Source organism: Amycolatopsis sp. NPDC031561, from assembly GCF_055580625.1.
The window spans coordinates 49091-75927 of the sequence record NZ_JBVILA010000006.1 but is presented as its reverse complement, the minus strand read 5'-3'; the positions used below and the strand labels follow the sequence as shown (position 1 = coordinate 75927).

The following is a 26837-nucleotide window of genomic DNA, read 5'->3' as shown; positions in this document are numbered from 1 at the left end:
TCTCCCATTCGCTCGACAATCGTCAGTACAAGTCGTCACAGGGTCCGGGCGGCGGTGGCTCCGGTCGGCGTCAGCACGTCGACGATCGTCCGGACGACTTTCGGGGCCTGCGCGGCGAGATAGAAATGCCCGCCGGGATAGGTGGTCAGCGTGCAGGACGCGGTGGTGTGGTCGCGCCAGCTCTCGGCCTCTTCGACGGACACCTTGGGGTCGTCCTCGCCGAGCAGGACGTGGATGGGGATCTCCAGCACCGTCCCGGGCGGACAGCGGTAGGTTTCGGCGGCCCGGTAGTCGGCGCGCAGCACGGGAAGGACCATCCGCAGCAAGTCGTCGTCGCCGAAGACCTGCGCATTGGTCCCGCCGAGGGATTTGACCGCTTCGAGGAACCGGTTGTCGTCCGGTTCCTGGTGCACCCGCTCGTCCCGCGCCCGCGACGGCGCGACGCGGCCGGAGGCGAACAGCGCCCGTAATTCGGTGGCTCCGTTGGCTTCCAGCCGTCGGGCGACCTCGAAACCAAGGGTGGCCCCCATGCTGTGGCCGAACAGCACCGTCGGCCGGTCCAGCCAGGGCCGCAAGGCCTCGGCCGCCTCGTCGGCCAGTTCCGCGATGCTCTCCAGGCACCGTTCCGACCGCCGGTCCTGGCGTCCCGGGTACTGGACCGCCAGCACGTCGGCCGCCGAGGACAACGCCTTCGCCATCGGGAAGAAATAGCTCGCGGACCCGCCCGCGTGCGGAAAGCAGACGATCCGGAACGGCGCCCCGTCCCAGGGATGGTACCGCCGGATCCACCGGCTGCTGTCTTGTCCGCTGTCTTGTCCGGACACGGGCATCCCTTTCGTTGTCCGCGCTCTCGGCGAATGCGAGAAACCGCAGGTTCGAGGGTGCCGGAGGATCCGCGACGGCATCAACCCCTATTAAGTCCGCGCCGCCCCCAGCGGATCCGGCGGAAAAGCCCGCGCTTGTTTCACCTCATTGGCGGCTCCGTTCACCGAGCGCAGGCGGCCCGGTGAACGGAGGAGGAACGCGGGCGCACGCGGACAGGAATTCTAGCCGGGGCGAGGTGAAATGCGCGACGAAACGGCGTTCGGTCCCGTTGTCTGGGATGTCGGTATTCGGGGCAAGTCACCGGCGGTGTGCGGCGGTCGCGACGGCGCACTCGCCGACGCGGCGGGATTGCGAGCGCTGTGGGTGCTCGCTAAGATCAGCGATGACGGGAATAAACGTACAGAGACCCAATATTGTCGCTTATGTCCGAATAGGGTATCTGCTGCAATGGTTTCCGGATAGGTGAAGAAAAGACGGGCACGCATCTAGGGGGAATCATGGAGGCAGGCCGGACGGATCCTTCGCCGGCGCGGGACCGGCGGTGGCCGGGGCTGCCGAGGGCTCGGCCGGTAGCTGCGGCGATGGCCAGGGCACCGCGAGCGAGCGGGAGCCGCAGCGCGGTGGCCGGTCGGGTCGCGGGGCCGGTGTTCAGCGGCTGACTTCGTGGTTTGCCAGTTGTGACGTCTTTGGTCGGGTCGGGGTTCGGCGGGAGCGAGGAGTTGGCCCCTTGGGACCGCGCGTCGGTCGACAGGGCCGTCCTCGGGCGGGGCGGCCTGGCAAGACGGTGAAAAAAGTGCGGAACGAACTGGGGTGGGCAACGGTGCGCCCGGGGGCTGCGCGGCTTCTCGGGAGCGAGGCGAGTCACCTGGGGTGATATCGGCGGTTCTGCGGCGCGCTCGCGTGCTGCCCGGCGTTCCGCTGTCGAATGCTTGGGGGCAGGACGACAGTGTTGATCGAGCGCGGAAACGAAATGAAGTTCCTGGAGGAGCTGTTTTCCGAAACGGATTCCGGGAACGGGAGAATAGCTCTGGTCAATGGCGCAGTTGCCAGTGGGAAGACCGAACTGCTCCGTACGTTCGCCGAACAACGGGCGAGTGAGGGCGCGGTCGTGCTGACGATGACGGGAGACCGTGACCGGGAGACCCGCGCGTACGGCAGCCTGCAGCGGCTCGTTCGGGATTTGCCGGTGCCGCGGGCGAAAACCCTCGAGCTGACGCGGTTGATCGCGCGGTCCTCGAACGGTGTTCCGCCTTCTTCGTTCGACGTCGCGAACATCGTGCTCGAACTGATGTTGGAACTGGCGGAGAGAACGCCCCTGCTGATCACCGTCGACGACGCGCAGCACGTGGACGCGTCTTCGATGGACTGCCTGCTCCGCCTCGCCGAGCGCACGCGCTCGGCCCGGATCATGCTGGTGCTGGCGGAGTTGGCGCACGGCCGGTCGGCGCACCCGTCCTACCGCATCGAGCTGGTCCGCCAGTTGCACTTCCGGCGGCTGGGCCTCGCGCCGCTCTCGGCGGCGGGGGTGGCGAAGCTGCTGGCCCGGCATCTCGATCCAGACGCGGTGGAGCGGCTGGCCGCGGGGTGCTACAAGATCACACGCGGAAACCCTCTTCTGGTGCGTGCGCTGATCGAAGACCAGCTCGACTGGCCGGAACCCGGCCAGGACGCGCGCCCGGTGGTCGGCGACGCGTTCCGGCACGCGGTGCTGACGTGCTTGCGGCGCAGCGGATCCGACGTCCTGGCGCTCGCCCGCGTGGTGTCGGTGCTCGGCCCGGACAGCACGGTGGAACGGCTCGGCGGGCTCGTGCACCGCAGGCCCGCGGACGTCGCGCGCGCGTTGCGGGCCTTGCGCACGGGCGGTTTTCTGAACGGTAACGATTTCCGCGACCGGTCCTTCCGCGAGGCTGTGATCGACTGCATGGAGCCAGAGGACCTGGCGAAGCTGCACGTGACGGCGGCGCGGGCGCTGCACGCGGACAAGGCGGGCGCGGGCCGGGTCGCCCACCATCTCCTCGCGGCGGGCGGCGAACCGGACGCGTGGGCGGTGGAGCAGCTGCACAGCGCGGCCAAGGAAGCGCTGCGCGCGGACGACGCCGGACGGGCCGCCGAATACCTGGAGCACGCGCTGACCGGGCAGCCGGACGGACCGCACGCCGCCGCTCTGCGCGTCCTGCTGCTCCGCGCCGAGCTGCGCGGCGGTTCCGTCGCCGACCGGCACCTGACCCGCCTGTGCGAGCACGAGCGCGCCGGCGACCTCGAGCCGGAACAGAAAGTCTTCCTGGTGCAGCGCCTGCTGTGGGCGGGCCGACAGCCGGACGCTGAGCCCGTCCTCGACCGGCTCGGCCGCGAGTACGCCCGCCGCCGGTCGCTGAACAGCACGGTGGCCGACGTCGGCCATTGGCTGCGGCACGCGCATCCCGCGCTGGCGCCGCGCTGGGCGGAAGCGACCGGCGCGGCGGCTCGCGAGGAAGCGGAGTCGGCGCGGTGGGCGGCGTCCGCGTCGGAAGCGCTGATCACGGTGCTGGGCGGCACGGACGAGCACGGCGCGGTCTCGACGGCGGAAAGCCTCCTCGAGGCGACGCCGCTCGACGACCTGACGGTCGGCGCGATGTCGTCGGCGTTGCACACGCTGATCTACGCCGACCGCCTGGAGAACGCGACGAACTGGTGCGACGCGCTGCTCGAAGAGGCGAAGGCCAGAGGAGTGGCGTGGTGGCAGGCGGTGTTTTCGGCCTGCCGCGCGGACATCGCGCTGCGGTACGGGGAACTGTCGAAGGCGTCCGGCTACGCGCGCGACGCGATCGAGGCCGTCGGAGCCGAACGGTGGGGCGTCGCGATCGGGATGCCGTTGGCGGTGCTGATCCGCGTCGCCACGGTGATCGGCGACCACGAGGCGGTCCGCGAACACCTGCGGCAGCCGGTGCCGGAGGAGATGTACCGCTCCGGCTACTGCCTGCCGTACCTGCGGGCCCGCGGCCGGTACTGCCTGGCGACCGGCCGCGTCGAGGCCGCGCTCGCCGATTTCGAGCGGTGCCGGGAGCTGATGACGGCGTGGGGGTTCGAAGCTCCCACGCTCGCGCCGTGGCGGACCGACAGCGCGAAGGCGCACCTGCGGCTCGGCGACGCCGACCGGGCACGGGAACTGGCGAACCGGCAGCTGGCGCATCCCCGGTTCCGTACGCCGCGGGTGCGCGGCGCCGCGCTGCGGATGCTCGCCGCGACCGAGGACGTGAACTCGCGGCTGGCCATGCTGAAGGAAACCGTCGAGGTCCTGAACGCCAGCGGTGATCGGCTGGAGCTGGCGCAGGCGCTGTTCGACCTGAGCCGGACGCACCAGGCGATGAAGCAGTTCGCCAAGGCGCGGATGGTGCTGCTGCGCGCGCGGCGGTTAGGCCAGGCGTGCCGGCTGGAGATGACGCCGCCGCGGGGGAGCGAGGAGCCCAGGCCGGAGTCGGGTGCCGAATGGACAGCGCCGGCCCAAGCGGCCGCGGTGGCTCCGGCGGCTGATGCCTCCGATTCCTCCGGTGCTGCGGCCGCGGCTGAGCAGAATGACCAGATCCTGCGGAACCTGACGTCGTCGGAGTACCGGGTGGCGACGCTGGCTTCGTTCGGGTACACCAACCAGGAGATTTCGACAAAGCTGCACGTCACGCCGAGCACGGTGGAGCAGCATCTGACCAGAGTGTTCCGGAAGCTGAAGGTGAGCAAGCGGACGGACTTGCCGGTGGACCTCCAACTGGAGGCGGCACAGGCCGGCGGGATGCGGACGGCGGGGAAGTCGAGGGTGTCCGGGCGGGGGCCGCAATCGGACACGCCCTGAACGGACCGCCGAGTGGATTTCGGGGTCGATGGCCACTCTGGCACCGCTTCGTCGGCGAGTTCCGCCAGATCGCGGACGGGGCCGTTGCCCGGGTCGCCGCCCCGGCGACGGGAAAACCCCCCAATGCCACGTAGCTTAAGTTGATCTTGGGCAGATCTTGATCATCGCTGGTGATGATTGTCGCAGGTCATATGCTTGGTTGCCCTGACTGATGGGAGCCGACCAGTGCTAGGCGTCCACTGTGGACATTTGTCGCTGACCGGATACCCGATTTGCGACTGAATGGGGCAATTCCATCAAGGGGTCGTGAGTGGTAAAGAGCGTTAGAACGGACCGGTATTTGCCTTCCTGCGCGTGACCAGGGTGAAGGTGGGGTGCGGGAGTCGAGGAGCCCGCTCCGTTCTGGGAGCTTGATGACACCGGGATCTCACCGCGACAGGGTTCGTGTGTGGAGGATTTGGGACGTTCACCGTCCTGAATCCTCCACGCTCGGTTCACGCGGCCACCTGACCAGTACGGGGTGGTGGCTCAGCGGGTGCCGAAGTTGACGATGAAGGAATTGGGACGTTGAGTGTCCCGATTCCTTCATCGTCGAGGGGGGTGTTCGGGTCTCGGTGCTTGATCGACAGAGGATCGGGGGCATTCAACGTCCCCGATCCTCTGTCGATCAAGACCGTCCCATCCCCGCGACCCCGCGGACGGCAGCCGAGCGGGGAAGATTTGAGACGCTGAACGTCCCGAATCCTCCCCGCTCATCCATCACAACCCTCTCGTACGACTACGCAAAGCGCCCAAATCAGGCGCTTCGATCCCGGAAGCGTCCTCTGTAGACGGTCGTGCCCTGGTTCGGTGCTGGCGACTCATTCAGCTTGATCGATCAGAGCGACAGTCACCGAAGGGCGCATTCCAGGATCAACTCAAGCTACGTGGCATTGGGAAAACCCCGGCATAAATACCGTCCCCAAGACGAATCGTCCCGTCGGCATCCTGAATTCCGGGCTACCCCCTAAGCGCGGGAGCAGGGCACGATCGCGGCATAGGGGGTTGTCCGGCGTCGCGGGCGATCGCTAGTTTCGCTGGACCATTTCCGAGTCAGGAAAACGGAACTCGACGAAATCCCGATTGACGGGACGCCGTCGGCGCGGACCGTTTTCCGGCACGAGTCCGCGCGGGTATCGCCGAAACGGAATTCGTTCCGGCAGGACGGAAAGTGAGTGTTTGGCAATGGGAACAGCGAGCCGCTCCGGGCAGTTTTCGCCGTCGGACGCCACCAGCCCGCAATCCGCGTCGGTCGAAGGGGCTGACCGTATCGTGTCCGCCCCGGCGGCCGCCTGAGTCACCGACACTCGAAACGGAGACGGCTGGTTCCATGGCCTTCGACAGCGGCACTGCTTCCGCGTCCCTGGCGGTCGTCGGGCTCGCGTCCGGACCGGAGCCGGCGGCGGAGATCGCGCGCCGGGCACTGGAGAACTCGGCGATCGTCCCCGGGCTGGCGGACGTGGTCGGGGTCTTCGCCGCCGGGCACCCGCCGGTCGGCGCCGAACTCGGCCTGACCGGTCCGGCGGAGACAGCGGAAGACTCGGCGATCCGCCTGGCCGCGGACAGCCTCCGCTCCGGAGCGTCCACTCTCGCGCTCGCCGGATGGACCTCGCCGGACCGCACCGTCTACACAGTACTGAAAGGCGCCGACCGCGCCGTCGCCGACGACGATCCGGTCCACTGCCTGCTCACCCCCGACGCTGTCGACGAGGATTTGTCCGAACTCGTGCAAGGCCTCAGCCCGGCCTCGGCGCTGCCGCCGCCAGACCGTCCCGCGACCCCTGAGAACAAGACGGCGGTGCCGATCCTCCTGTCGGCCGAAAGCCCGGAGGAACTGCGCGGCAAAGCCGGCACTTTGCTGGCACACCTGGAAAAAGCCGAGCCCCCACCACTGCGGGACGTCGCGCACACTCTGGCGGTCGCCCGGCCGCACCTGGCCTGCCGCGCGGCCGTGGTCGCCGCCGACCGCGAGGAGGCGACCGCCGGGCTGGCGGAACTGGCGGACGGAACGGCAGCTCCGGTCCGAGCGGGGAACGGGCGCAAGGTCGCGCTGATGTTCCCCGGCGAGGGCGGCCAACGCCCAGGCATGGGACGAGAGCTGTACTCACGGCTTCCGGTGTTCGCGGAAGCACTGGACGAAGTCTGCGCGCACCTGGACGCCGTCTCGACCTGGTCGGTCCGCGAACTCCTCCTCGGCGAAGGCGGAACCGGTGTCGACCCCGCCGACGAAGCCCTCTCCAGCCAAGACGCCCTGTTCGCCCTGCAAGTCGCGCTGTTCCGTCAGTTCGAGCACTGGGGCGTACGCCCGGACTTCGTGGCCGGCCATTCCGTGGGCGAGTTGGCCGCGGCCACCGCCGCCGGGGTGTTCACCCTCCCGGACGTGTGCGCGGTGCTCGCCGAGCGGATCCGGTTGTTCCGCACGAAAACGACGGTCGGCGGCGCGATGGTGGCGATGCGCGTCACCGAGGCCGAAGCCCGCGAATCACTGGCCGGCCTGACCGGCAAGGCCGAGATCTCGGCGGTCAACGCGCCGCGGTCGGTGGTGCTCTCCGGCGACCGCGACGTCGTGCTGCGGATCGCCGAGGACTGGGCACGCCGCGGCCGCAAGGTCAAGCAGCTCGCGGTCGACCGCGCCTTCCACTCCCCGCACATGGCGCCGATGGCGGCCGACTTCGAAGAGTTCATCCGCGGCTTGCCCGCCCGGCCGCCGCGCATCCCGATCATCCCGGTGCATCCCGGGCTCGGCACCGGCTCCGACGTGGTGTGCCGTCCCGAGTACTGGGGCGCGCAAGTCCGCGGCACCGGCCATTTCCTCGACTGCGTAAGGGGCTTGGCCGCCGCCGGGGTCGACACCTATCTCGACATGAGCGCCAACGGCGTCCTCGCCGCGCTCGTCGAGGAAACGCTCCCCGAGGCCGCGCGCGGCGACGTCTTCGTGACGTCGGCGTTGCGCAGCGCCCGATCCGAACTCCACGCGGTGCTCGGCGCGGCGGCCGGACTGCACGGGCACGGCGTGCCGCTCGCGTGGCCGAGCATCGTCGCGGGCCACCGGGTGCACCTGCCCGCCGAGACCGCCGAACCGGTCGAAACCCGCTCCCCGGCAAGGGATCTGGCCCGGGTCATCCGGGCCGAGACCGAGGCGTTGACCGGCGCGGACTACCGGGCGGACCGGACCTTCCTGGAACTGGGCCTCGACTCCGTGGCGGCGGTGGAACTCGTCCGGGTGCTGCGCCGCCGGACCGGCCTCCCGATCGCCACGACCGCGCTGTTCGACCACCCGACCCCGGAGCGGCTCGCCGCGCACCTGGACGGCGCCGGACCCCAGACCGTGGTGGCCCCGCGCCCGGCGTCGGACGAGCCGATCGCCATCGTGGGCATGAGCTGCCGGTTCGCGGGCGGCGTGCAGAATCCCGACGACCTGTGGCGGGTCGTCGCGGACGGCCGCTCGGTGATCGGGCCGATGCCCGAGGACCGCGGATGGGACGTCGAGACCCTCTACGACCCGGACCGGGTCCGTCCGGGCACCAGTTACGTGCGCGAGGGCGCGTTCCTGCACGACGCCGCCGAGTTCGACAACGCCTTCTTCGGCATCGGCGGACACGAGGCGCTGGAGATGGATCCGCAGCAGCGGTTGCTGCTGGAACTGGCCTGGGAAGCGTTCGAGCAGGCCGGGATCGACGCGACCACGTTGCGGGGCTCCGACACCGGCGTCTACGCCGGTTTGGCGCACGACGACTACGGCGCCGGTGGCCTCGGCACCCACGAGAACCTCGCGATCGGGACGGTCTGCAGCGTCGCGTCCGGGCGGATCTCGTTCGCCCTCGGCTTGCAGGGACCCAACCTCGCCATCGACACCGCATGTTCGTCGTCGCTCGTCGCCGTGCACCTGGCGGCGTCCGCGTTGCGCCGCGGCGAGTGTTCGCTCGCGCTGGCGGGCGGCGTGGCGGTGATGTCCTCACCGACGGTGTTCGTCGAGTTCAGCCGGCAAGGCGGGCTGGCGCCGGACGCGCGGGTGAAGCCGTTCGCCGAGGGCGCCGACGGCACCGCGTGGGGCGAGGGCGGCGGAATGTTCGTGCTGGAGCGGCTCTCCGACGCCCGCCGCCACGGCCACCCCGTCCTCGCGCTGGTCGCCGGGTCCGCGGTCAACTCCGACGGCGCCAGCAACGGCCTCACCGCCCCCAACGGCGCCGCCCAGCAACAACTTCTCGCCACCGCGCTCGCCGACGCCGGGCTCACGCCCGGCGGGGTCGACGTCGTGGAGACACACGGCACCGGCACCAAGCTCGGCGACCCGATCGAGGCCGGGGCGCTCGCCGCGGTCTACGGCGCGGACCGTCCGGCGGACCGGCCGCTGCTCCTCGGCTCGCTTAAGTCGAACCTCGGCCACACCCAGGCCGCCGCCGGGGCCGCCGGAGTGCTCAAGATGGTGCTGGCGATGCGGCACGGCACCATCCCCGCCACGCTCAACGTCGACCGGCCCAGCTCCCATGTGGACTGGACCGGGGGCCTCCGCCTGGTCACCGAGGAGACCGAATGGCCGGACGGCGACCGCGTCCGGCGGGCGGGCGTCTCGTCGTTCGGCATCGGCGGCACCAACGCCCACGTGGTACTGGAACAACCTCCGGCAGAAGACGAACCCCCAGCGCCCGACGAGGCTTCCCCCGCTCCACTGTGGACTTTGTCGGCCGGCTCGCGGGACGCCCTGCGCGCACAGGCCGCCCGCCTGCTCGCGCACTCCGCCGCACAGGCCGACGCCCGCGACCTCGGGTTCTCGCTCGCCACGACGAGGGCCGCACTCGCGCACCGCGCCGTCCTCACCGGCGACCGTCCACAGTTGACCCGCGCGCTGGCTGCGCTTTCGGCCGGCAGGGCCGACCCCGCGCTCACCACCGGCGAAACCGTGGACGGCGGATTGGCTTGCCTGTTCACCGGACAGGGCAGCCAGCGCCTCGGAATGGGCCGCGTGCTGGCCGAGCGGTACCCGGTGTTCGCTCGCGCCTTCGACGAGGTGTGCGCCGAGTTTCCCTTGCCGCTGCGCGAAGTCATGTTCGGTGAGGACCAGGACCGCCTGGACCGCACCGAATTCACGCAGCCCGCGGTGTTCGCGTTCGAGGTCGCGGCGTTCCGGCTGCTGGAGCACTGGGGCATTCGCCCGGATCTGCTGCTCGGGCATTCGATCGGCGAGCTGGCCGCGGTGCACGTCGCCGGGATGCTGTCGCTGCCGGACGCGTGCCGGATGGTCGCCGCGCGCGGCTCGCTCATGCAGGCGTTGCCCGAAGGGGGCGCCATGTGGGCGGTGGCCGCCGCCCCGGACGAACTCGGCGAGCTGCCGCCGGGAGTTTCGGTGGCCGCGGTCAACGGTCCGCGTTCGGTGCTGCTCTCCGGCGTCGCCGAGGCCGTCGTGACGGTGGCGGAACGGTTCCGCGAGCAGGGCCGCCGGATCAAACGCCTGCGTGCCTCGCACGCCTTCCACTCCGAGCTGATGACGCCGATGCTGGCCGAGTTCCGCGCGGTGGTGGCAGAACTGGACTTCCAGCCGTCACGTGTGCCCGTGGTCTCGGGCTTGACCGGTCGGATCGCCACCGACGCGGAACTGTCCACACCGGACTACTGGGTGGCGCACGCCCGCGAGGCCGTCCGGTTCCTCGACGGCGTGCGGACGCTCGCCGAAGAGGGCGCCACCACGTTCCTGGAGATCGGCCCCGGCGCGACCCTGACCGAGCTGGCCGCGGACTGCCTGGACGACGTCGAGGACACGGCCGTGCTCCCTGTGGTCCGGGACGACGACGTGCGCGCCGCGATCGCCGCCCTGCACGTGCGAGGGCACGGACCGGACTGGGCCGCCTGGTACGCCGGAAGCGGAGCGCGCCCGGTGCCCCTCCCGGCCTACGCCTTCCAACGCAGCCGGTTCTGGCTGCCCCCCGAAACCGCACCCGCCGCGAAAAGCAGCGAGGACACGGAGTTCTGGGACGCCGTCGCCGGCGGTGACCCGGAGCGGTTCGGCAAGCTCCTCGGCACCGACCTCGACGTCACCGAGCTGCTGCCCGTGCTGGCGCGCTGGCGAAGCGGCCGCGACCAGGACGCGGAGGCGGACCGGCTGCGGTACCGGATCAGCTGGCAGCCGGTCGCCGACCGCGACGCCACTAAACGAAATTGGGCACTGCTGCACCCCGCCGGGCACGCTGTCCCCGAGCCGCTGGCCGCCGCACTCGGCGGCACCGTGCGTGCCGTCGAGCCCGGTGCCTCCCGCACCGAGATCGCCGCGCTCCTGCGCGAATGCGGGCCGATCGACGGCTTCGTGTCCTTGCTGGCGCTGGACGAACGGCCGCACCCGGACGCTCCCGGCGTCCCTGTCGGGCTCGCCCTGACCACCGCCCTCGTCCAGGCCGCGGCGGACCTCGATCTCGAAGTCCCGCTGTGGTGCGCGACCCAGTCCGCTGTCTCGACCGGCCCCGGCGACCGCCTCGACGCGCCCGGTCAGGCGATGACCTGGGGGCTCGGCCGGGTCGCGGCACTGGAACATCCGCGCTGGTGGGGCGGGCTGGCCGACCTGCCGCAGACGGTGGACCGGGCGGCGGCCGAACGGCTGGCCGGGGTGCTGGCCGGGGACGAGAACCAGATCGCGGTCCGCGCGTCCGGGGTGTTCGCGCGGCGTCTGCTGCGCGCCCCGGCGGCGAACGGGGCCGGCGGCTGGCCGCGCCGCGGCACCACCCTGGTCACCGGCGCGTTCGGCGCGCTGGGCCGCCGGCTCGCCCGGTGGCTGGCCGCCGAAGGCGTCGAGCGGCTGCTGCTGACCGGACGCCACGCCGACGACCCCGGGTTCGTCGCCGAACTGACCGCGCTCGGCGCGGAGGTCGAGGCGGTCGCCTGCGACGTCGCCGATCGGCAGGCGGTGGCGAACCTGCTGGCCGCGATCCCCGCCGACCGGCCGCTGACCGCCGTCGCGCACGCGGCCGGGGTGCTGGACGACGGCGTCATCGGCGCGCTGGACCCGCAGCGCCTCTCGCGGGTGCTGCGCGGCAAGGCCGACGGCGCCCGCCACCTCCACGAACTCACCAGCGGACTGGAAGCGTTCGTGCTGTTCTCCTCCGCGACCGGAGCCGTCGGCAACGCCGGACAGGCCAACTACGCGGCGGCCAACACCTACCTCGACGCGCTCGCGGACCAGCGGCGTGCGGACGGGCTGCCCGCGACCTCGCTGGCCTGGGGGCCATGGGGCGACGGCGGCATGGCGGTGGACGGCGCGGACGCGACGGTGGTCGGGGATCGGTTGCGCCGCAACGGCATGACCGTGCTCGATCCCGACGTCGCCCTCGCCGCGATGGCGAAAGCGGTCGCCCGCGACGAGTCCGGTCTCGTGCTCGTCGACGTCGACTGGGACCGGTTCCTCCAGGCGTTCGCCGGCACCCGGCCCAGCCCGCTGTTCCGAGAGCTGCCGGAAGCCCGCCAGAGCCAGGCCGCCGCACCGGCGGCCGAACCGGCCACGCTGCGGCTGACGGGCCTGTCGACGGCGCAGCGCCGCCGCGAACTGCGCGACCTGGTCTGCGAGCGCGCCGCGTCGATCCTCGGGCACGCCTCGGCCGCGCAGGTCCAGCCGAACCGGCCCTTCCACGAGCAGGGGCTCAGCTCGCTCGGCGTGGTCGAACTGCGCAATCAACTCGGCGCGCGGACCGGGCTGCGCGTGCCCGCCGGCGCCCTGTTCGACCATCCGACCCCGGTCGCGCTGGCCGGGTACCTGGAAGCCGAACTCGCGGACGCCCCGGCCGAAACGCCGACAGCGTCCGAAGAACCGACCGCGGCGGTCGAAGAAGGTTCCGAAGTGTCCGAGGCGGACGTGCTCGGCCGGGCCGAACGGGAAGTCTTGCTGGCGCTGGAGGATCTCATCGATGACTGACAACGGCGAGTTGCTGGCCACGCTGGACCGGGTGACCACCGCGCTGCGGGACACCAGGGAGCGGCTGCGCGCGACGCGGGCGCGGGCGCGGGAGCCGATCGCGATCGTCGGGGCCGGCTGCCGGTTCCCCGGCGGGGTGACCGACCCCGACGCGCTGTGGCGGCTGCTCGAAGACGGCAAGGACGCGGTGACGGCGTTCCCCGCCGACCGCAGCTGGCCCGCCGACCTCTCCGGCGCGGGCGGCTTCCTCTCCGACCCCGCATGGTTCGACGCCGCGTTCTTCGGCATCGGCCCGCGCGAAGCCGAGTCGATGGACCCGCAGCAGCGGTTGCTGCTGGAGGTCTCCTGGGAGGCGCTGGAACGGGCCGGCATCGACCCGGCCGGCCTGCGCGGCTCCCGCACCGGCGTGTTCACCGGCACCAGCGAGCAGGACTACCGGCAGCTGTTGCTGCCTCGCCTGGACGAGCACGCCGACCATCTGGCGACGGGCACCTCGGCCGCCGTGGTGTCCGGGCGGGTCGCCTACCTGCTCGGGCTGGAAGGGCCGTCGGTCTCGGTCGACACCGCGTGCTCGTCCTCGCTGGTCGCCCTGCACCTGGCGGTGCGCGCGCTGCGCGGGGGAGAATGCGACCTCGCGCTGGTCGGCGGCGCGCTGGTGATGTCCACCCCCGGCATCTACCGCGCGTTCGAACGGCAGGGCGCGCTCGCCGCTGACGGGCGCTGCAAGGCCTTCGGCGACGGCGCGGACGGCGTCGGCTGGGGCGAAGGCGCCGGCGTCGTCGTGCTGGAACGCCTGTCCGACGCCCTCGAACAGGACCGTCCCGTGCTGGCCGTGGTCCGCGGCACCGCGATCAACTCCGACGGTGCCTCCAACGGCCTGACCGCGCCCAACGGACTGGCCCAGCAACGCGTCATCCACGCTGCCCTCGCCGACGCCGGGCTGCGCCCCGAGGACATCGACGCGGTCGAGGCGCACGGCACCGGCACCCGGCTCGGCGACCCCATCGAGGTCGCCGCCCTGCAAGCGGTCTTCGACGGGGACCGGGCCGCGCCGCTCGCCCTCGGCTCGGTCAAGTCCAACCTCGGGCACAGCCAGGCCGCCGCCGGGGTCGCCGGACTGCTGAAAATGGTGCTCGCCCTGCAGCACCGCACCCTGCCCCGCACCCTGCACGCGGACACCCGTTCGTCCCAAGTGAGCTGGACCGGCGCGGTCGAGGTGCTCACCGAGAACCGCCCGTGGCCTGCCGAGGAAGGGCGGCCGCGCCGGGCCGGCGTGTCCGCGTTCGGCATCAGCGGCACCAACGCGCACGCGGTCGTCGAAGAGGCACCGGAGCGCCCCGCCGCGGCACCGGCCGGGAAGGACCAGCTGCCCTGGGTGCTGTCCGCGCGCACCGAATCCGCCTTGCTGGCCAAAGCCGGACAGCTGCTGTCCCATGTGGACGGACGCGATCCGGTGGCGCTGGCACACGCGTTGATCGCTTCGCGCAGCACCTTCGAACACCGCGCTGTCGTGCTGGACGAAGACCCGCGGATGGCGCTGGACGTGCTGGCCTACGACTCGGTCACCCCCGGCCTGGTGCGCGGGACCGCCGATCTGACCGGCAAGGTCGTGTTCGTCTTCCCCGGACAGGGCGGCCAGTGGGCGGGCATGGCCGCGGACCTGCTCGACAGCTCCCCGCTGTTCCGCGAGCACCTCGAACGGTGCGCCCGCGCGCTGGCCCCGCACACCGACTGGGACCTCCTCGCCGTCCTGCGGCAGGACCCGGACGCGCCGTCGTTGGAGCGCGTCGATGTCGTGCAGCCCGCGTTGTTCGCGGTGATGGTGTCGCTCGCCGCCGTCTGGCGGGCTTCGAATATCGAACCGGACGCGGTGATCGGCCACAGCCAGGGAGAGGTCGCCGCCGCGCACGTCGCGGGAGTGCTGAGCCTGGAAGACGCCGCGCTCGTGGTCTGCCGCCGCGCGAAGGCGTTGACCGCGCTGTCCGGCCTCGGCGGCATGGTCTCGGTCGAACTGTCCGCCGAGCTGCTGCGGCCCCGCCTGGACGAGCGGCTGGTGCTCGCCGCGATCAACGGACCGGACGCGGTGGTCGTCGCCGGGGCTCCCGAAGCGCTCGACGCGTTGGTGACCGAGATGGCCGAGTCCGGGATCAAGGCCCGCCGCCTGGAGGTCGACTACGCCTCGCACTCTCCGGCGGTGGAGCTGGTCCGCGAACGGCTGCTCGCCCAACTGGCCCCGGTCACGCCCCGGGCCGCGAAGATCCCGTTCCACTCCACGGTGACCGCTTCCGTGCTGACCGGCACCGAACTCGACGCCGGGTACTGGTACCGGAACCTGCGCCGGCCGGTGCGGTTCGCCGAGACGCTGGCGGGCCTGCCGGCGCCGGAGTTCGCCTTCTTCGTCGAGGTCGGCCCGCATCCGGTGCTCGTGCCCGCAATGGCCGCGACGGTCGGGGAAGACGCCGTCGTCACCGGCACCCTGCGCCGCGAGGAAAGCGGCCGGGGAGCGTTCTTCGGCGCGCTGGCCGAGGTCTACGTCCGCGGGTTGAGTCCGAAGTGGACGGAACTGGGCGAGCCGGGCGGTCCCGGGTTCGCCGCGCTGCCGACCTACCCGTTCGAACGCAAGCGGTTCTGGTTGGCGCAGAAGGAAGTCCGCCGCAGCACGCATCCGGTGCTCGACCCGCCGGTCGAGCTGGCGGGCACCGGCGAACTCGTGCTCGCGGGCCGGCTGTCGACGGCGGAGACGCCGTGGCTGGCCGATCACCGCGTGCTGGACGCGGTGGTGCTGCCCGGCACCGCATGGCTCGAACTCGCCTTGCAGGCCGCTGCCGCCGCCCGATGCGCGACGGTCAAGGAACTCACCCTGGAACGTCCGCTGATCCTGCCGAACGACGCGACGGTGGCGGTCCAGCTGCGGGTCGGAGCCCCGGATGCGGACGGGCAACGTGGCCTGGAGCTGCACGCGAGGGTTGACGGCTCGGCGTGGGTCCGGCACGGCGAAGGGATTCTCAGCCCGCAGCAGGCGGAACCCGAGCCGCTCGGCGCGTGGCCGCCGGAAGGTGCGGAATCGGTCGCGCACGACGGGCACTACGCCGGCCTGATCGAGCGAGGACTGCGTTACGGTCCGGCCTTCCAGGGCTTGCGCGAGGTGTGGCGACGCGGTGACGAGGTCTTCGCCGAGATCAGCTGCCCGGTCGACACCAAGGGTTTCACCGTGCACCCGGCGCTGCTCGACTCCGCCTTGCACGCCCTCGGCTTCGCGGCCGGCGTCCCCGCCGTCGACGGCCCGATGTTGCCGTTCAGCTGGACAGACGTGACCGCGCATTCCGCGCGCCCGGCGGCGTTGCGAGTTCGCCTGCGCGGCGAGCTGGGCGGCTCGGTGCGGCTGGACGTCGCCGACGACCACGGCACTCCGGTGCTGTCGGTGGCCTCCCTGGCACTGCGGCCTGCCGCGACCCGCGACGGCGTGCCCAGGGACGCGCTGTTCCGGGAGAAATGGGTCGAGGTTCCCGCCACCGGCAGCGCCGCGGGCACTGTCGTGGCTGTCGGCACGGACACCGCACAGTTCCCCGCGTACGCGGACCTGAACGCGCTGGCCGCCGCTGTCGTGGCGGGAGAACCGGTGCCGAACGCGGTGCTCGTCAACGCTTCCGAGGGCTCGGTGCGGGATTCCGCGCACCGAGCGCTGGCGCTGGTGCAGTGGTGGCTCGCCCATCCGGCGTTCGCCGCGTCGAAGCTGGTGTTCCGCACGACGGGCGCGGTCGCGGCCAGGGGCGGCGACGAGCTGCGCGACCTGGCAGGCGCGGGGGTGAGCGGCCTGGTGCGCTCCGCCCAGACCGAGGAACCCGGCCGGTTCGTCCTGCTCGACGCCGACGAGGTCACGCCCCTGACCGTGGCTGCCGCGCTCGGCACCGGCGAACCCGAACTCGCCCTGCGCGGGGGAGTGCTGCTGGCACGCCGCCTGGTGCGGGCGTTCGCCCCGACGCCCACGCGGTTCGCCGGCGCGGACGACGTCGTGCTGATCACCGGCGGCACCGGCACCCTCGGCGGACTCCTCGCCCGCCACCTGGCGACCGCCCACGGCGTGCGGCGGCTGGTGTTGCTCAGCCGCCGCGGCTCCGCCCCGGAACTGGTCGCCGAACTCGCCGGGCTCGGCGCGACGGCCGTCGTGGAGTCCTGCGACGTCACCGACCCGGCCCAGCTGTCCCGCGTGCTCGCCGAACACCGGCCGACCATCGTCGTGCACGCGGCGGGCGCGCTCGCCGACGGCGTCGTGGCGGCCCAGACCCCGGAGCAGCTGGACGCAGTGCTGCGGCCGAAGGCGGAGGCCGCGCTGCACCTGCACGAACTCACGAAAGACAAGCCGCTCAAGGCGTTCGTGCTGTTCTCCTCGGCCGCGGCCGTCGCGGGCAGTGGCGGCCAGTCGAACTACGCCGCCGCGAACGCGGTCCTCGACGGGCTCGCCCGTCGGCGGCACGTACTCGGCCTGCCCGCGCTTTCGCTGGCGTGGGGGCGATGGGCCGAGCGCAGCGATCTGACCCGGCACCTCGCCGTCGGCCCCGACGAACTGGCCACCGAGGAAGCGCTCGCGCTGTTCGACGTCGCGGTGTCGCTGCGCGATCCCGTGCTGGTGCCTGCCCGGTTCGACCCGGAGGGCGCCGGGGATCGGCCCCTGCTGCGGGAACTGGCCGAACGGCCGGACACCGAGGACGGCGACCTGCGGCAATGGCTGGACGGCCTCGCCGGCCAGGAACGGGAACAAGCGCTGCTCGACTTCGTCCTCACCACCGTCGCGGGCGCGCTCGGGCACGAGGACGCCGCGGAACTGCGCCCCACCGCCGGGTTCCTGGAGATCGGCGTCGACTCGCTGGCCGCGGTCCGGATCCGCAACCAGCTCGCCGGGGCGCTGCGGCTGCGGCTGCGCGCGACGGTGACCTTCGACCACCCCAGCCCCGTGGTGCTGGCCCGGCACCTGGCCGAACTGCTGGCCACCGGCGCGGAGGAGGCGATCGACGAGGAAGGCGCGCGGATGCGTGAATCGGTGCTGATCGCCCGCGACTCGGAATGGCAGGCGACCCGCACCTTCGCCGACTCCGTCGCCGATTGGGCCGAGCGGTCCGTCCCGGTCCGGCTCGCCGGCGGCGACGCGCGCACCGCGCTGGTCTGCGTCCCCGGCATCGTCGGCATGTCCGACCCGGTGCAGTTCGCGCGGCTGGCCAGGTCCTTCAAGGGCGAGCGGGACGTCTGGGCGGTGCGGCACCCGGGGTACCGTCGCGCCGAGGCACTGCCCCGGACCCGGGAAGTGCTGGTAGACCTCCACGCGGAGGCCCTGGGCGCCGAACTCGGCGACCGGCCGTTCGTGCTGACCGGACTGTCCGCGGGCGGACTGGTCGCGCACCAGATCGCGCGCCGCCTGCACGAACTGGGCACCCCGCCCGCCGGGGTGGTGGTGCTCGACAGCTACGTGCCCAGCGAGCATCAGCGGCTGGTCCGGCTGCTGCCGGGGCTCGGCGAGGAAGCACAGGCCCGGATGGACAACCCGGACCTCGCGGTCCCCGGCGACGACGGCTGGATCACCGCGATGCTGCACTACCAGGACTTCGACTGGGCCCCGGCCGAACTGCCGATCCCGGTGCTGTTCGTCCGCGCCGCCAAGCCGCTGGAGGGCTGGCCGTCGGACTGGGCGCCGGTCTGGCCGTTCCCGCACACGCTCGCCACCGCCCCCGGCAACCACTTCACCATCCTCGAGGAGCACGCGGCGGACACCGCGGCGCTGATCGGGGCATGGCTGCGCGACACCCTCTCGCCCGCGGGCGACGAGCAATCCGACCGGACGACCACCTGAGGGGATCCACCGTGCCACCCATGCGAACCGCCCGGCTGGCCGGGCACACCCTTGGCGAAAGCCTTGCCCTGCTGGCGAAATCGACCCCCGAGGCGCACGCCAGGTTCCCCACCGCGGGCGACGGGATCACCGCCGCCGAACTGGACCTCGCCGCCACCGCCGCCGCGCACGAGTTCCTCCGCGCCGGGGTGCGCCCCGGCGACGTGGTCGGCGTGCTGGTGCCGACCGCGGCCCGCTTCTTCACCACGATCTTCGGCCTCTGGCGCGCCGGGGCCGCGGTGAGCGTGCTGCCGGTGCAGGCCGGATTCGCGGACGTGCCCAACACCGCGCGGCGGCTGGCCCGCATCGTGACCGCCGCGGGCATGCGCAACCTCGTGCTCGACCCCGCCTACGCCGAACTCGGCGAGGCGCTGCGGGAACTCGGCACCGGCGTGGCGCTGGTGCCGCCGCCGGACCCGCACGGCACCGGCGACGCGCGCTCGCTGCCGACCGTCGAACCGGACTCGCTGGCCGTCGTGCAGTTCACCTCGGGCAGCACGAGCCTGCCCAAGGGCGTGATGCTGCCGCATGCCACCACCATGGCCGGACTCCGGGCCTGCGTGGTCTCCGGCGCGTTCAGCCCCGACGACGTGTTCCTCCAGTGGGTGCCGACCTTCCACGACATGGGACTGATCGGGCTCCAGTCGCACTGGCTGAACGGCGCGGACGTGCACGTCTTCGCGCCGACCACCTTCCTGCGGCGCCCGGAAGCGGTGCTGGCGCACTTCGCCGAGCACCGCGGCACCGTGATGACCGGCCCCAACTTCTCCTATGACTACCTCGTCGACCGCGTCCCCGCCGAGCGGCTGGCAGCCATGGACCTCTCCAGCTGGCGGCTGGCCTTCAACGGCGCGGAACCGGTCAGCGCGGCGACCGTCCGCCGGTTCGCCGAAGCCTTCGCGCCCGGCGGCGTGGACCCGTCGGTGATGTACCCGGTGTACGGGATGGCCGAAGCCACCCTGTCGATCAGCTACCCCAGCCCGGGTTCCCTCCCGCAGATCCGCGCGGTGGACCGCCAGGAGCTCAGCGGCACCGGCCTCGCGCGTCCGGTGCCCGAATCCGCGGGCGCGGCCAAGCCGGTGGTTTCGGTCGGCCGCGCGGTGCACGGCATCGAGCTGCGGGTGATGCGCGACGACGGCGCCGTCGCCGCCGACGGCGAACTGGGCGAAATCCAGATCACCGGCGAAGCGGTGACCACCGGCTACTTCCGGGACCCCGAAGCGACCGCCGCGGCGTTCGACTCCGGCTGGTTCCGCACCGGCGACCTCGGCTTCGAATGGGACGGCGAGCTGTACGTCACCGGGCGGCGCAAGGAGATGGTCGTGGTGCACGGCCAGAACTTCTTCCCCGACGACGTCGAGACCGTCGCCCGGACCGTGCCCGGGATCTACCGCGGCCGGTGCGTCGCCTTCGCTGACACCGACGACGAAGGCGGCGAACGGATCGGCGTGATCGTCGAGACCGCCGAAGACGCCGCCACGGTCAGCGAGGCGGTCCGTCGGCTGATCGCCGCCGAGGTGGACCTGCCGCGGGTGGCGGTCTACCCCGTCAAACCGCGCTGGATCCCGCGCACCACCAGCGGGAAATGGCAGCGGGTCCTGGCCGCGCGGCTCCTCGCCGAGGGCGCTGGGGGCACTGCGGGCGCCGAGGACCGGGCCGACGTTTCCGAGACCGCACCCGACGCGCAAGGAGAACGAGTGTGAACACCAGGACGACTTCGCGGGCCGGCGTGCCCCTGCTCGCCGACGAGCAGATGCACAGTGCCCGCATCTTCGCCGAATACCAGCACGCCACCTGGGAAATGCACCACATCCCGTGGCAGGAGTTCACCCCGCAGGCGGTGCGACCCGAGCACGTGGTCTTCGCCAAGGGCGCGATCATCGGCGAGTCCAATGTGGTCGCCGCGACGCACGGGCTGCTCAACGAGTTCGGCATGGACTACGACTTCTCGCAGTTCACCTGCATCTGGGGCTACCAGGAGATCCAGCACCACCTCGCGTTCCAGACCTGGTTGCAGCTGGCGGGCCACAGCATCGAGCACCGCACCATCGCGTCGATGCGCGAGGCGTACCCGCCGGGCGTCACCCGAGCGGCGACCTTGGCCACCAACGTGATCTGCGAGGTGCTCGCCACCCACGCCTACAAGTGCGTGGCGCGCAGCATGGAAGAGCCGGTGCTGGCGGAGATCCTGCGCAAAGCGAGCGGCGACGAAGCCCGGCACGCGCGCGAATTCGTGTACTACACGGCGCAGCAGCTGGCCGAGCGGCCCGAAGAACTCGCTTCGGTGGTCGAGACCCTCTACATCTACATGGGCACCACCCGCGACCTGTACCGCCACCCGGTGAGCCGCTTCAAGGGCAACCTGCCCGAGCTGGAGGGCCACGAGACCATCGACGAGATGTTCGCCTACTTCGCCGAGGTCGACGAGGACGGCGCAGAGTGGGCGAAGTGCTGCGAGCAGCTGTTCAAGTACTTCTCCACGATCACCGGGTACAAGCTGACGAAAATGGCCGACGTCCGGCGCGCGATCGCCGAGGAGTCGATCAAGGCCGAGGCGGCCGAGGTATGACCGTCGCGTCGTCTCTGCCGGGGGACGAGATCGAATTCCCCTGGCACGCCGAACCGTCGTTCAACTGCTTCGGCTGCGGGCCGCGCAACCCGGTCGGCCTCAAACTGCGGATGCGGAAGCTGCCGAACGGCGAATTTGGTGCGGTGACAGTGTTTTCGCCGGACTACGCGTCCTACCCGGGGATCGTGCACGGCGGCATCGTGCACGTGCTGCTGGACGAGGTCATGGGCGACACTCTCGCGCTGGTGCACGGCATGCTCGCGTTCTCGGTGAGCCTGAGCAGCCGGATGCTGCTGCCGCTGCGCGTCGACGTGCCGTACACGACGGCCGCGCGGATCGCCGGACGGGGCAACGGCGTGCTGCACACCGAAGCCGAGATCACCGGACCGGACGGCGAGGTGCACGTGATGGCGCGCGGCACCTTCCAGCCGATTCGCTCCGAACAGGCGAAGGACCTGATGGATCTGGACGAGGCCGCGTTCGGCCGCGTCAGCCACTATTTCGACCACGGAACAGGAGAATCATGAGCACCGACACGATCACCCGCGAGGAGATCGCGGCCGCGACCGCCGAGACCCTCGCCGGGGAGCTGAAGATCCCGGCCGCCGACATCGCCGCCGACGACGTCCTGCGGGACCTGCCCGGCGCGGACTCGATGAAGATGCTGCGCGTGGTGTCCAAACTGGAACGCCGGTGGGACGTCGAGTTCGAGGACGAGCAGATCTTCGCGGTCAAGACCGTCGACGAACTGGTCGAGCTGGTGCGGAAGGGCATCGGAGACGAGTTGGCGGGGTCATGACCGCGACGACCCCGCAGCAGGCGCGCGACGCGACGAACCAGCATTACGAGCTGCCGCCGGAGCTGTTCGCGCTCTATTTGGACCAGCGGTTGAAGTACAGCTCCGGGCTGTACGACGCCGAGCACACCGACCTCGACGACGCGCAGACGAACAAACTGCGCTTCGTCGCGCGCGAACTCGGCCTGCGCGGCGGGGAGCGGCTGCTCGACATCGGCTGCGGCTGGGGAAGCCTGCTGCTGTTCATGGCACAGGAATACGACTGCCGCGTGACCGGCGTGACGCCGTCCGGACCGCAGGCGGACTTCATCCGGGCGCGCGCGGCGGAAATGGGCGTCTCCGAACTGGTCACGCTGGTGCCCGGGACTTTCACCGGCGTCGAGGTCCCCGGGCCGTTCGACGCGGTGACCATGCTGGGCTCGATCGTGCACATGCCCGACCGGACCGACGTGCTGCGCAAGGTTCGCGGGCTGCTGCGGCGGAACGGGTCGCTGTACGTGTCGGAAAGCTGTTTCCGCGACCACGAGACCTACCGCGAGTTCTCCCGGCGGCCCGGCACCGTGCACGTCACCGACAGCATTTTCGGCTTCGCCGACATGGTGCCCGCGTCGGTGCTGGTGGAGGCGATGGAGGCGGCGGGGTTCAGCCTCGCCGGGCTGACCGACCTGACCGCGCACTACCACCGCACGATCGAGCAGTGGGAGGAACGCGTGCACGCCCGGCGCGAACGCGTCGAAGAGGTCGCGCCCGGCATGAGCGAACCGCTGGTCCGATACCTGCAGACGGCGAACGCGGGCTGGGGCTACACCACCAAGCACTACGCGTTCACCGCGGTCAAATCGCGCATGGGCCCGACGGAGGTGCGATGAACCCGGCCGCGGAGCCCGGCATTCGTGCGGGACTGCCGCCGGAGGAGATGCGGCGGCTGGCCGGCTTCGCGGTCAGCCGCGCGGGCGCCCGGCAGTGGTCGGTCGACGATCTGGCGTGGGACGCGCTGCGCCCGGAGGAGCTGACCGAGACCGACAGCTCGGTGGTCCGGTTCATCACCTTCATCGAGGACCACATTCCCGGGTACCTCACGTATTTCCTCGAAGCGTTCCCGGTCTCCGGCGGCGATCAGGCCATCGAGGAGTTCTGCTTCAACCGGGAGTACTTCCGGTTCCTGATCTCCTGGGCCAATGACGAGGAGCGGCACGCCTCGGTGCTGACCAGGTACCAGATCGAGGCGGGCATCAGCGATCCGGACACGCTGATGCGGGAGCTGGCGCAGGAGGGGCGGAAGAAGTTCGCGCTGCCCTATGAAACGCCGGTGCAGGCGTTCACCTACACACTGGTGCAGGAGAAGGCGACGCAGCTGTTCTACCAGCGGTTCAAGGCGGTCGCCGCGGAGCCGGTACTGCGCGATCTGCTGCACCGGCTGGCCCGTGACGAAGCCCGGCACTTCGCGTTCTACAGCGAACTCGTCGGCGCCTACGTCGAGCGACACGGACTCGGCGCGACGGTGGCGGACCTGAAGGACGTGCTGGCCACGTTCCGGATGCCGCTGGCCGACACGCTCAAGGGCTATTGGCGGTGGTCGATGAAGGTCGCCGACGCCACGTCGTACGACCACACCGAGGCCTACGACGCGCTGGTGCGGCTGGTCACCGGCTTCGCCGGCGAGAGCGGCCGGGCCTCCGCCGCGGACCTGACCGAGTTCGTGCGCCGGATCCGCGCCATCTGACCAGGGACGAGACGAGATGAGCACACTGTTCGACCCCCGCGACCCCGCGGTGCGCACCGATCCGTACCCGGTGTACCGGAAGCTGCGGGAGACCGATCCCGTGCACCAGTCGGACTTCGGGTTCTGGGTGCTCTCGCGCTACGCCGACGTGGATGCCGTGCTGTCCGCGTCCGGCGTGTCCAGCGAGTTCTACCGGAGCCAGAGCTGGACCGAACGGCGGGGCGGCCCGGACAGCCCGCTGGTGACCAGCGTGCGAAGCTGGATGCTGATGCTGGACGGCCCCGCGCACCGGCGGATCCGCGCGGTGATCGGGAAAGTCTTCACCCGCGCCGCGGTAGACCGCCTCCGCCCGAGGGTGGCGGCGGAGACCAACCGCCTCCTCGACGCCGTCGGCGAGGGGCCCGCAGACTTGATCGCCGACCTGGCCTTGCCGCTGCCGGTCACGGTCACCTGCGATTTGCTGGGTCTCCCGACGGAGCATCGGGACCAGTTCCGCCTGTGGACCGAACAGATCAGCCGGGTGATCGACCCGGCGATCTCCGTCGAGGACTCGGCGGAGATGAACCGGGCGGAGACGGAGTTCCGGGAATACGTCAAGGAGGAGCTGGACCGGCGCCGGGCCGAACCCCGGGAGGACATTCTGTCGCTGCTGGCCCACGCTGAGGTGGACGGCGTACGCCTGAATGACCACGAGATCATTGCGAACATCCTGTTTCTGTTCGTGGCCGGTCATGAGACTACGGTGAACCTGATCGGGAACGGGTTGCTCGCGCTCTTGCGCCACCCGGACCAGTTGAAGCTGCTGCGGTCGAATCCGGACTTGATCCCCGCTGCGATGGATGAGCTGACGAGGTACGACGCTCCGGTGCAGATCGTGTCGCGGCTGCTGGACGAGCCGGTGGGGCTTGGCGAGGCGGTGTTGCCGGCGGGGTCCAAGGCGATGTTGTTGTTCGGTGCGGCTTGTCGGGACCCGGAGCGGTATCCGGAACCGGATCGGTTGGATGTTACGCGGGGCGCGGTGAAGAATCTGGCGTTCAGTGGTGGGCCGCATTATTGCTTGGGTGCGGCGCTGGGGAAGATGGAAGCGGCGACGGTGTTGCGGGAATTGCTGGGGAGGTATCGGGGGATTGAGATGGTGGATGAGGGGGAGTTGCGCTGGCGGGGGAATGTGAGCTTTCGGGGGTTGGAGAGTTTTCCGTTGATGCTTAAGCGGTAGGGGGAGGGTGTTCTGTGGGGTGGCGGGGCTTCTTTAAAGCGGCGCGCAACCTCTGTCTGCCCCTCGCGTGCTCTTTAACCCGCACACGCAATCTTCCGCCCGCCCCAGCCCTGCTCTTTAACCGGCACGCCTACCTCTCTCGCCCCCAGATCAACTCTCTGTGCAGTAGCGGCTGACCCAAGCCAAGACCCGATTGGCGAGGCTTACACAGGCGATCGAGGCCGGTGCCGACCTGGAAGCCCTGATTGAACCGTTGAACCGCGCGAGGGAGGAACGCGACGCGGCACAGAGGAGCTGGCGAGGACTCCAGCTGGTTCAGAGCTGGGGAGAGCGGACGTCGAGGCGCTGGTCGACTCGCTGGCCGACGCCGGACGGCAGGTCATCAGCGCAAGCCCGGCCCGGCTGCAAGAGCTGTACGACGAGATCGGCCTGGAACTGGTCTATAACGCGAAAGAGCGGATGGTCGATGTGACCATCCGCTCACCCCGAAGGGTTAGTACGCGTGTCCGAGGGGGGACTCGAACACCTGTTCGTTGCATCCCTGCGCAGGATGCGTATTCATGCGACCGACCATAGCTCTGCTTGACGATGAAGCGCCAGCGTGTCGTGTGCGTTCGAGGCTCCGGAGGCGATTCGAACAGTATCCGCACGAAACCGTGTCCCGAGTGAGCTGCAGACTTCGGCGACAATCCGATTGTCCGGAGCCACTGCCAGTAGGTTCGCATCTTGTTGGTTGCACCCAACAATCCAGTATACGAACCTGAACATACTGGTCAGCGGCTTTCCCCTCGCTGTGAAGTCTGCCAAAGCAAAGATCCGACGCGACGGATACCGCCTGTCGTCCGACGGAAACCGAAAGAGTGGCTCTACGTGAACGCCAGGTTTGCTGTGGTCGGGCGGCGGCGCCCGAACGGGTAGGAGCTGCCCTCGCAGCAGTGGGTGGCACTGCGGCGACATTGTGCTGACTGTCTGGTAGCGATGTCCGGGCTTATCGCTGCACGACGCCGACCACCGAACCGCATGTCCGCGGGTGGTTACCGGCGCGAATCTGGAGGACATGCCGAACGGAGTCAAGGTGCCGGACCTGCGAAATCGCCGCAGCGGCGGCTTGGTCATGTGCCCGCTTCGCGGCACGAGCGTCGATAGCCTTGAGTACCTGCCTTGCCTCGATCCTCGCAGCCGGCCCGACCGTCTCGCCTGCATATCAGCGAAGATCTCAGATGTCACGGATCACCTATCAACGACCCCGCTCGCGCACCGCATCCCGTATCGCCATTGTCTCCATCTGCTCGATCACGAGCTTGATTGCTTCGGGCTGCTTGTCCGTCGGGTACTTGTACTTGGCCAGGAGCCGTTTCACCGACGAGCAGAGCTTCGCACGCACGTCGTCACGGACGGTCCAGTTGGTCTTGACGTCGCGCTTCATCACGTCGACGAGTTCGTGGGCGATCTCTAGGGACGTCCTCACCCCTGGAGGTCGCCTGCGAACTTGTTGCTGCTGATGGCGTCGTAGAACGCGAGTTTGCCGGTGCCCAGCGGGGGGTGAGAAGTGTCGGCCCCGGTCGGCTTCCGCAGCGATCTCCTTGGCCATTTCGACGAGCTTGGCGATGGCCTCGGTGGAGGTGAGTTGCTGGTTGGTTTACGTGCACATGAGCTCGATGATGCGTTCGGAGAACGCCCGCCGTCGCACGGGGTTGCGCCGGGTGACGGCGGGCGGATTCCTCGTTGATCAGCGACCGCAGCGCCCTCGATGGCCGAGTGTGGGTTGTCGGCCTGCTGCGTCTTTCGCTGGAACTCGGGCATGAAGTCGGATAGCGACGGCTTCGGCATGCCTGCGGCCTTGTAGATGTCGACGGTATCCGCGGCGCCGGTGGATTCCGCGACGAGTGCGGTGTACACATGCGCTCGATGTCCTTAGAGCACGGGATTTGCGCGGTCTGCCGCTGCCGTGCACCGAAATTCGCCATCCAATACCGCGACCGGCAGCCGCCTCAGACCGGTTTTTCGCGCTTGATAATCTCAAGATTCGGATCATCCTGTGGCTTGGTCGGTTTGGGTGAGGGTGGCGGTG

Annotated in this window: 12 protein-coding genes and 1 pseudogene; 10 read left to right on the top strand and 3 right to left on the bottom strand. The window is 70.6% G+C overall.

Annotated features, from left to right (window positions below):
- Nucleotides 1-35: 35 nt before the first annotated feature.
- Nucleotides 36-830 (bottom strand): thioesterase II family protein, encoded by a 795-nt coding sequence (locus tag ACZ5IK_RS16155; protein WP_465488374.1) that lies wholly within the window; start codon nt 828-830, stop codon nt 36-38.
- Nucleotides 831-1750: 920 nt separating this feature from the next.
- Here ACZ5IK_RS16155 and ACZ5IK_RS16150 point away from each other — a divergent pair.
- The 10 genes and pseudogenes from ACZ5IK_RS16150 to ACZ5IK_RS16105 all read left to right on the top strand — a co-directional run bounded on the left by ACZ5IK_RS16150 (nt 1751) and on the right by ACZ5IK_RS16105 (nt 24766).
- On the top strand, nt 1751-4648 hold the full coding sequence (locus ACZ5IK_RS16150) for a helix-turn-helix transcriptional regulator (RefSeq protein ID WP_465488373.1): 2898 nt from the start codon (nt 1751-1753) through the stop codon (nt 4646-4648).
- Nucleotides 4649-6017: 1369 nt separating this feature from the next.
- The gene (locus ACZ5IK_RS16145) at nt 6018-12581 is read left to right on the top strand and encodes a type I polyketide synthase (protein ID WP_465488372.1); all 6564 of its coding nucleotides are present in this window, start codon (nt 6018-6020) and stop codon (nt 12579-12581) included.
- A gap of 70 nt (nt 12582-12651) precedes the next feature.
- Nucleotides 12652-18423 (top strand): annotated as a pseudogene (locus tag ACZ5IK_RS16140) (SDR family NAD(P)-dependent oxidoreductase); the annotation flags it as partial.
- Between the two features lie 20 nt (nt 18424-18443).
- Complete coding sequence (locus tag ACZ5IK_RS16135; protein ID WP_465488371.1) at nt 18444-20165, top strand: AMP-binding protein; 1722 nt, start codon at nt 18444-18446, stop codon at nt 20163-20165.
- The gene (locus ACZ5IK_RS16130) at nt 20162-21031 is read left to right on the top strand and encodes a ferritin-like domain-containing protein (RefSeq protein ID WP_465488370.1); all 870 of its coding nucleotides are present in this window, start codon (nt 20162-20164) and stop codon (nt 21029-21031) included. The genes ACZ5IK_RS16135 and ACZ5IK_RS16130 overlap by 4 nt, the downstream gene beginning before the upstream one ends.
- Nucleotides 21028-21558 (top strand): PaaI family thioesterase, encoded by a 531-nt coding sequence (locus ACZ5IK_RS16125; protein WP_465488369.1) that lies wholly within the window; start codon nt 21028-21030, stop codon nt 21556-21558. The genes ACZ5IK_RS16130 and ACZ5IK_RS16125 overlap by 4 nt, the downstream gene beginning before the upstream one ends.
- Nucleotides 21555-21830 carry an acyl carrier protein gene (locus tag ACZ5IK_RS16120; RefSeq protein ID WP_395882574.1) on the top strand — a complete coding sequence of 92 codons (276 nt, stop codon included), beginning with the start codon at nt 21555-21557 and terminating at the stop codon, nt 21828-21830. The genes ACZ5IK_RS16125 and ACZ5IK_RS16120 overlap by 4 nt, the downstream gene beginning before the upstream one ends.
- Nucleotides 21827-22696: an SAM-dependent methyltransferase gene (locus ACZ5IK_RS16115; RefSeq protein ID WP_465488368.1), complete on the top strand. Its 870-nt coding sequence runs from the start codon at nt 21827-21829 to the stop codon at nt 22694-22696. The genes ACZ5IK_RS16120 and ACZ5IK_RS16115 overlap by 4 nt, the downstream gene beginning before the upstream one ends.
- Nucleotides 22693-23550 (top strand): acyl-ACP desaturase, encoded by an 858-nt coding sequence (locus ACZ5IK_RS16110; protein ID WP_465488367.1) that lies wholly within the window; start codon nt 22693-22695, stop codon nt 23548-23550. The genes ACZ5IK_RS16115 and ACZ5IK_RS16110 overlap by 4 nt, the downstream gene beginning before the upstream one ends.
- Before the next feature lie 16 nt (nt 23551-23566).
- A complete protein-coding gene (locus ACZ5IK_RS16105; RefSeq protein WP_465488366.1) occupies nt 23567-24766 on the top strand; it encodes a cytochrome P450 in 1200 nt (399 codons plus the stop codon).
- Nucleotides 24767-26003: 1237 nt separating this feature from the next.
- Here the strand turns inward: ACZ5IK_RS16105 and ACZ5IK_RS16100 are convergent.
- Both ACZ5IK_RS16100 and ACZ5IK_RS16095 read right to left on the bottom strand, forming a co-directional pair.
- Nucleotides 26004-26345, bottom strand: coding sequence for a type I restriction enzyme endonuclease domain-containing protein (locus tag ACZ5IK_RS16100; protein ID WP_465488508.1), 342 nt, complete (start codon nt 26343-26345; stop codon nt 26004-26006).
- Nucleotides 26231-26665, bottom strand: coding sequence for a hypothetical protein (locus ACZ5IK_RS16095; RefSeq protein WP_465488515.1), 435 nt, complete (start codon nt 26663-26665; stop codon nt 26231-26233). The genes ACZ5IK_RS16100 and ACZ5IK_RS16095 overlap by 115 nt, the downstream gene beginning before the upstream one ends.
- Nucleotides 26666-26837: the final 172 nt, after the last annotated feature.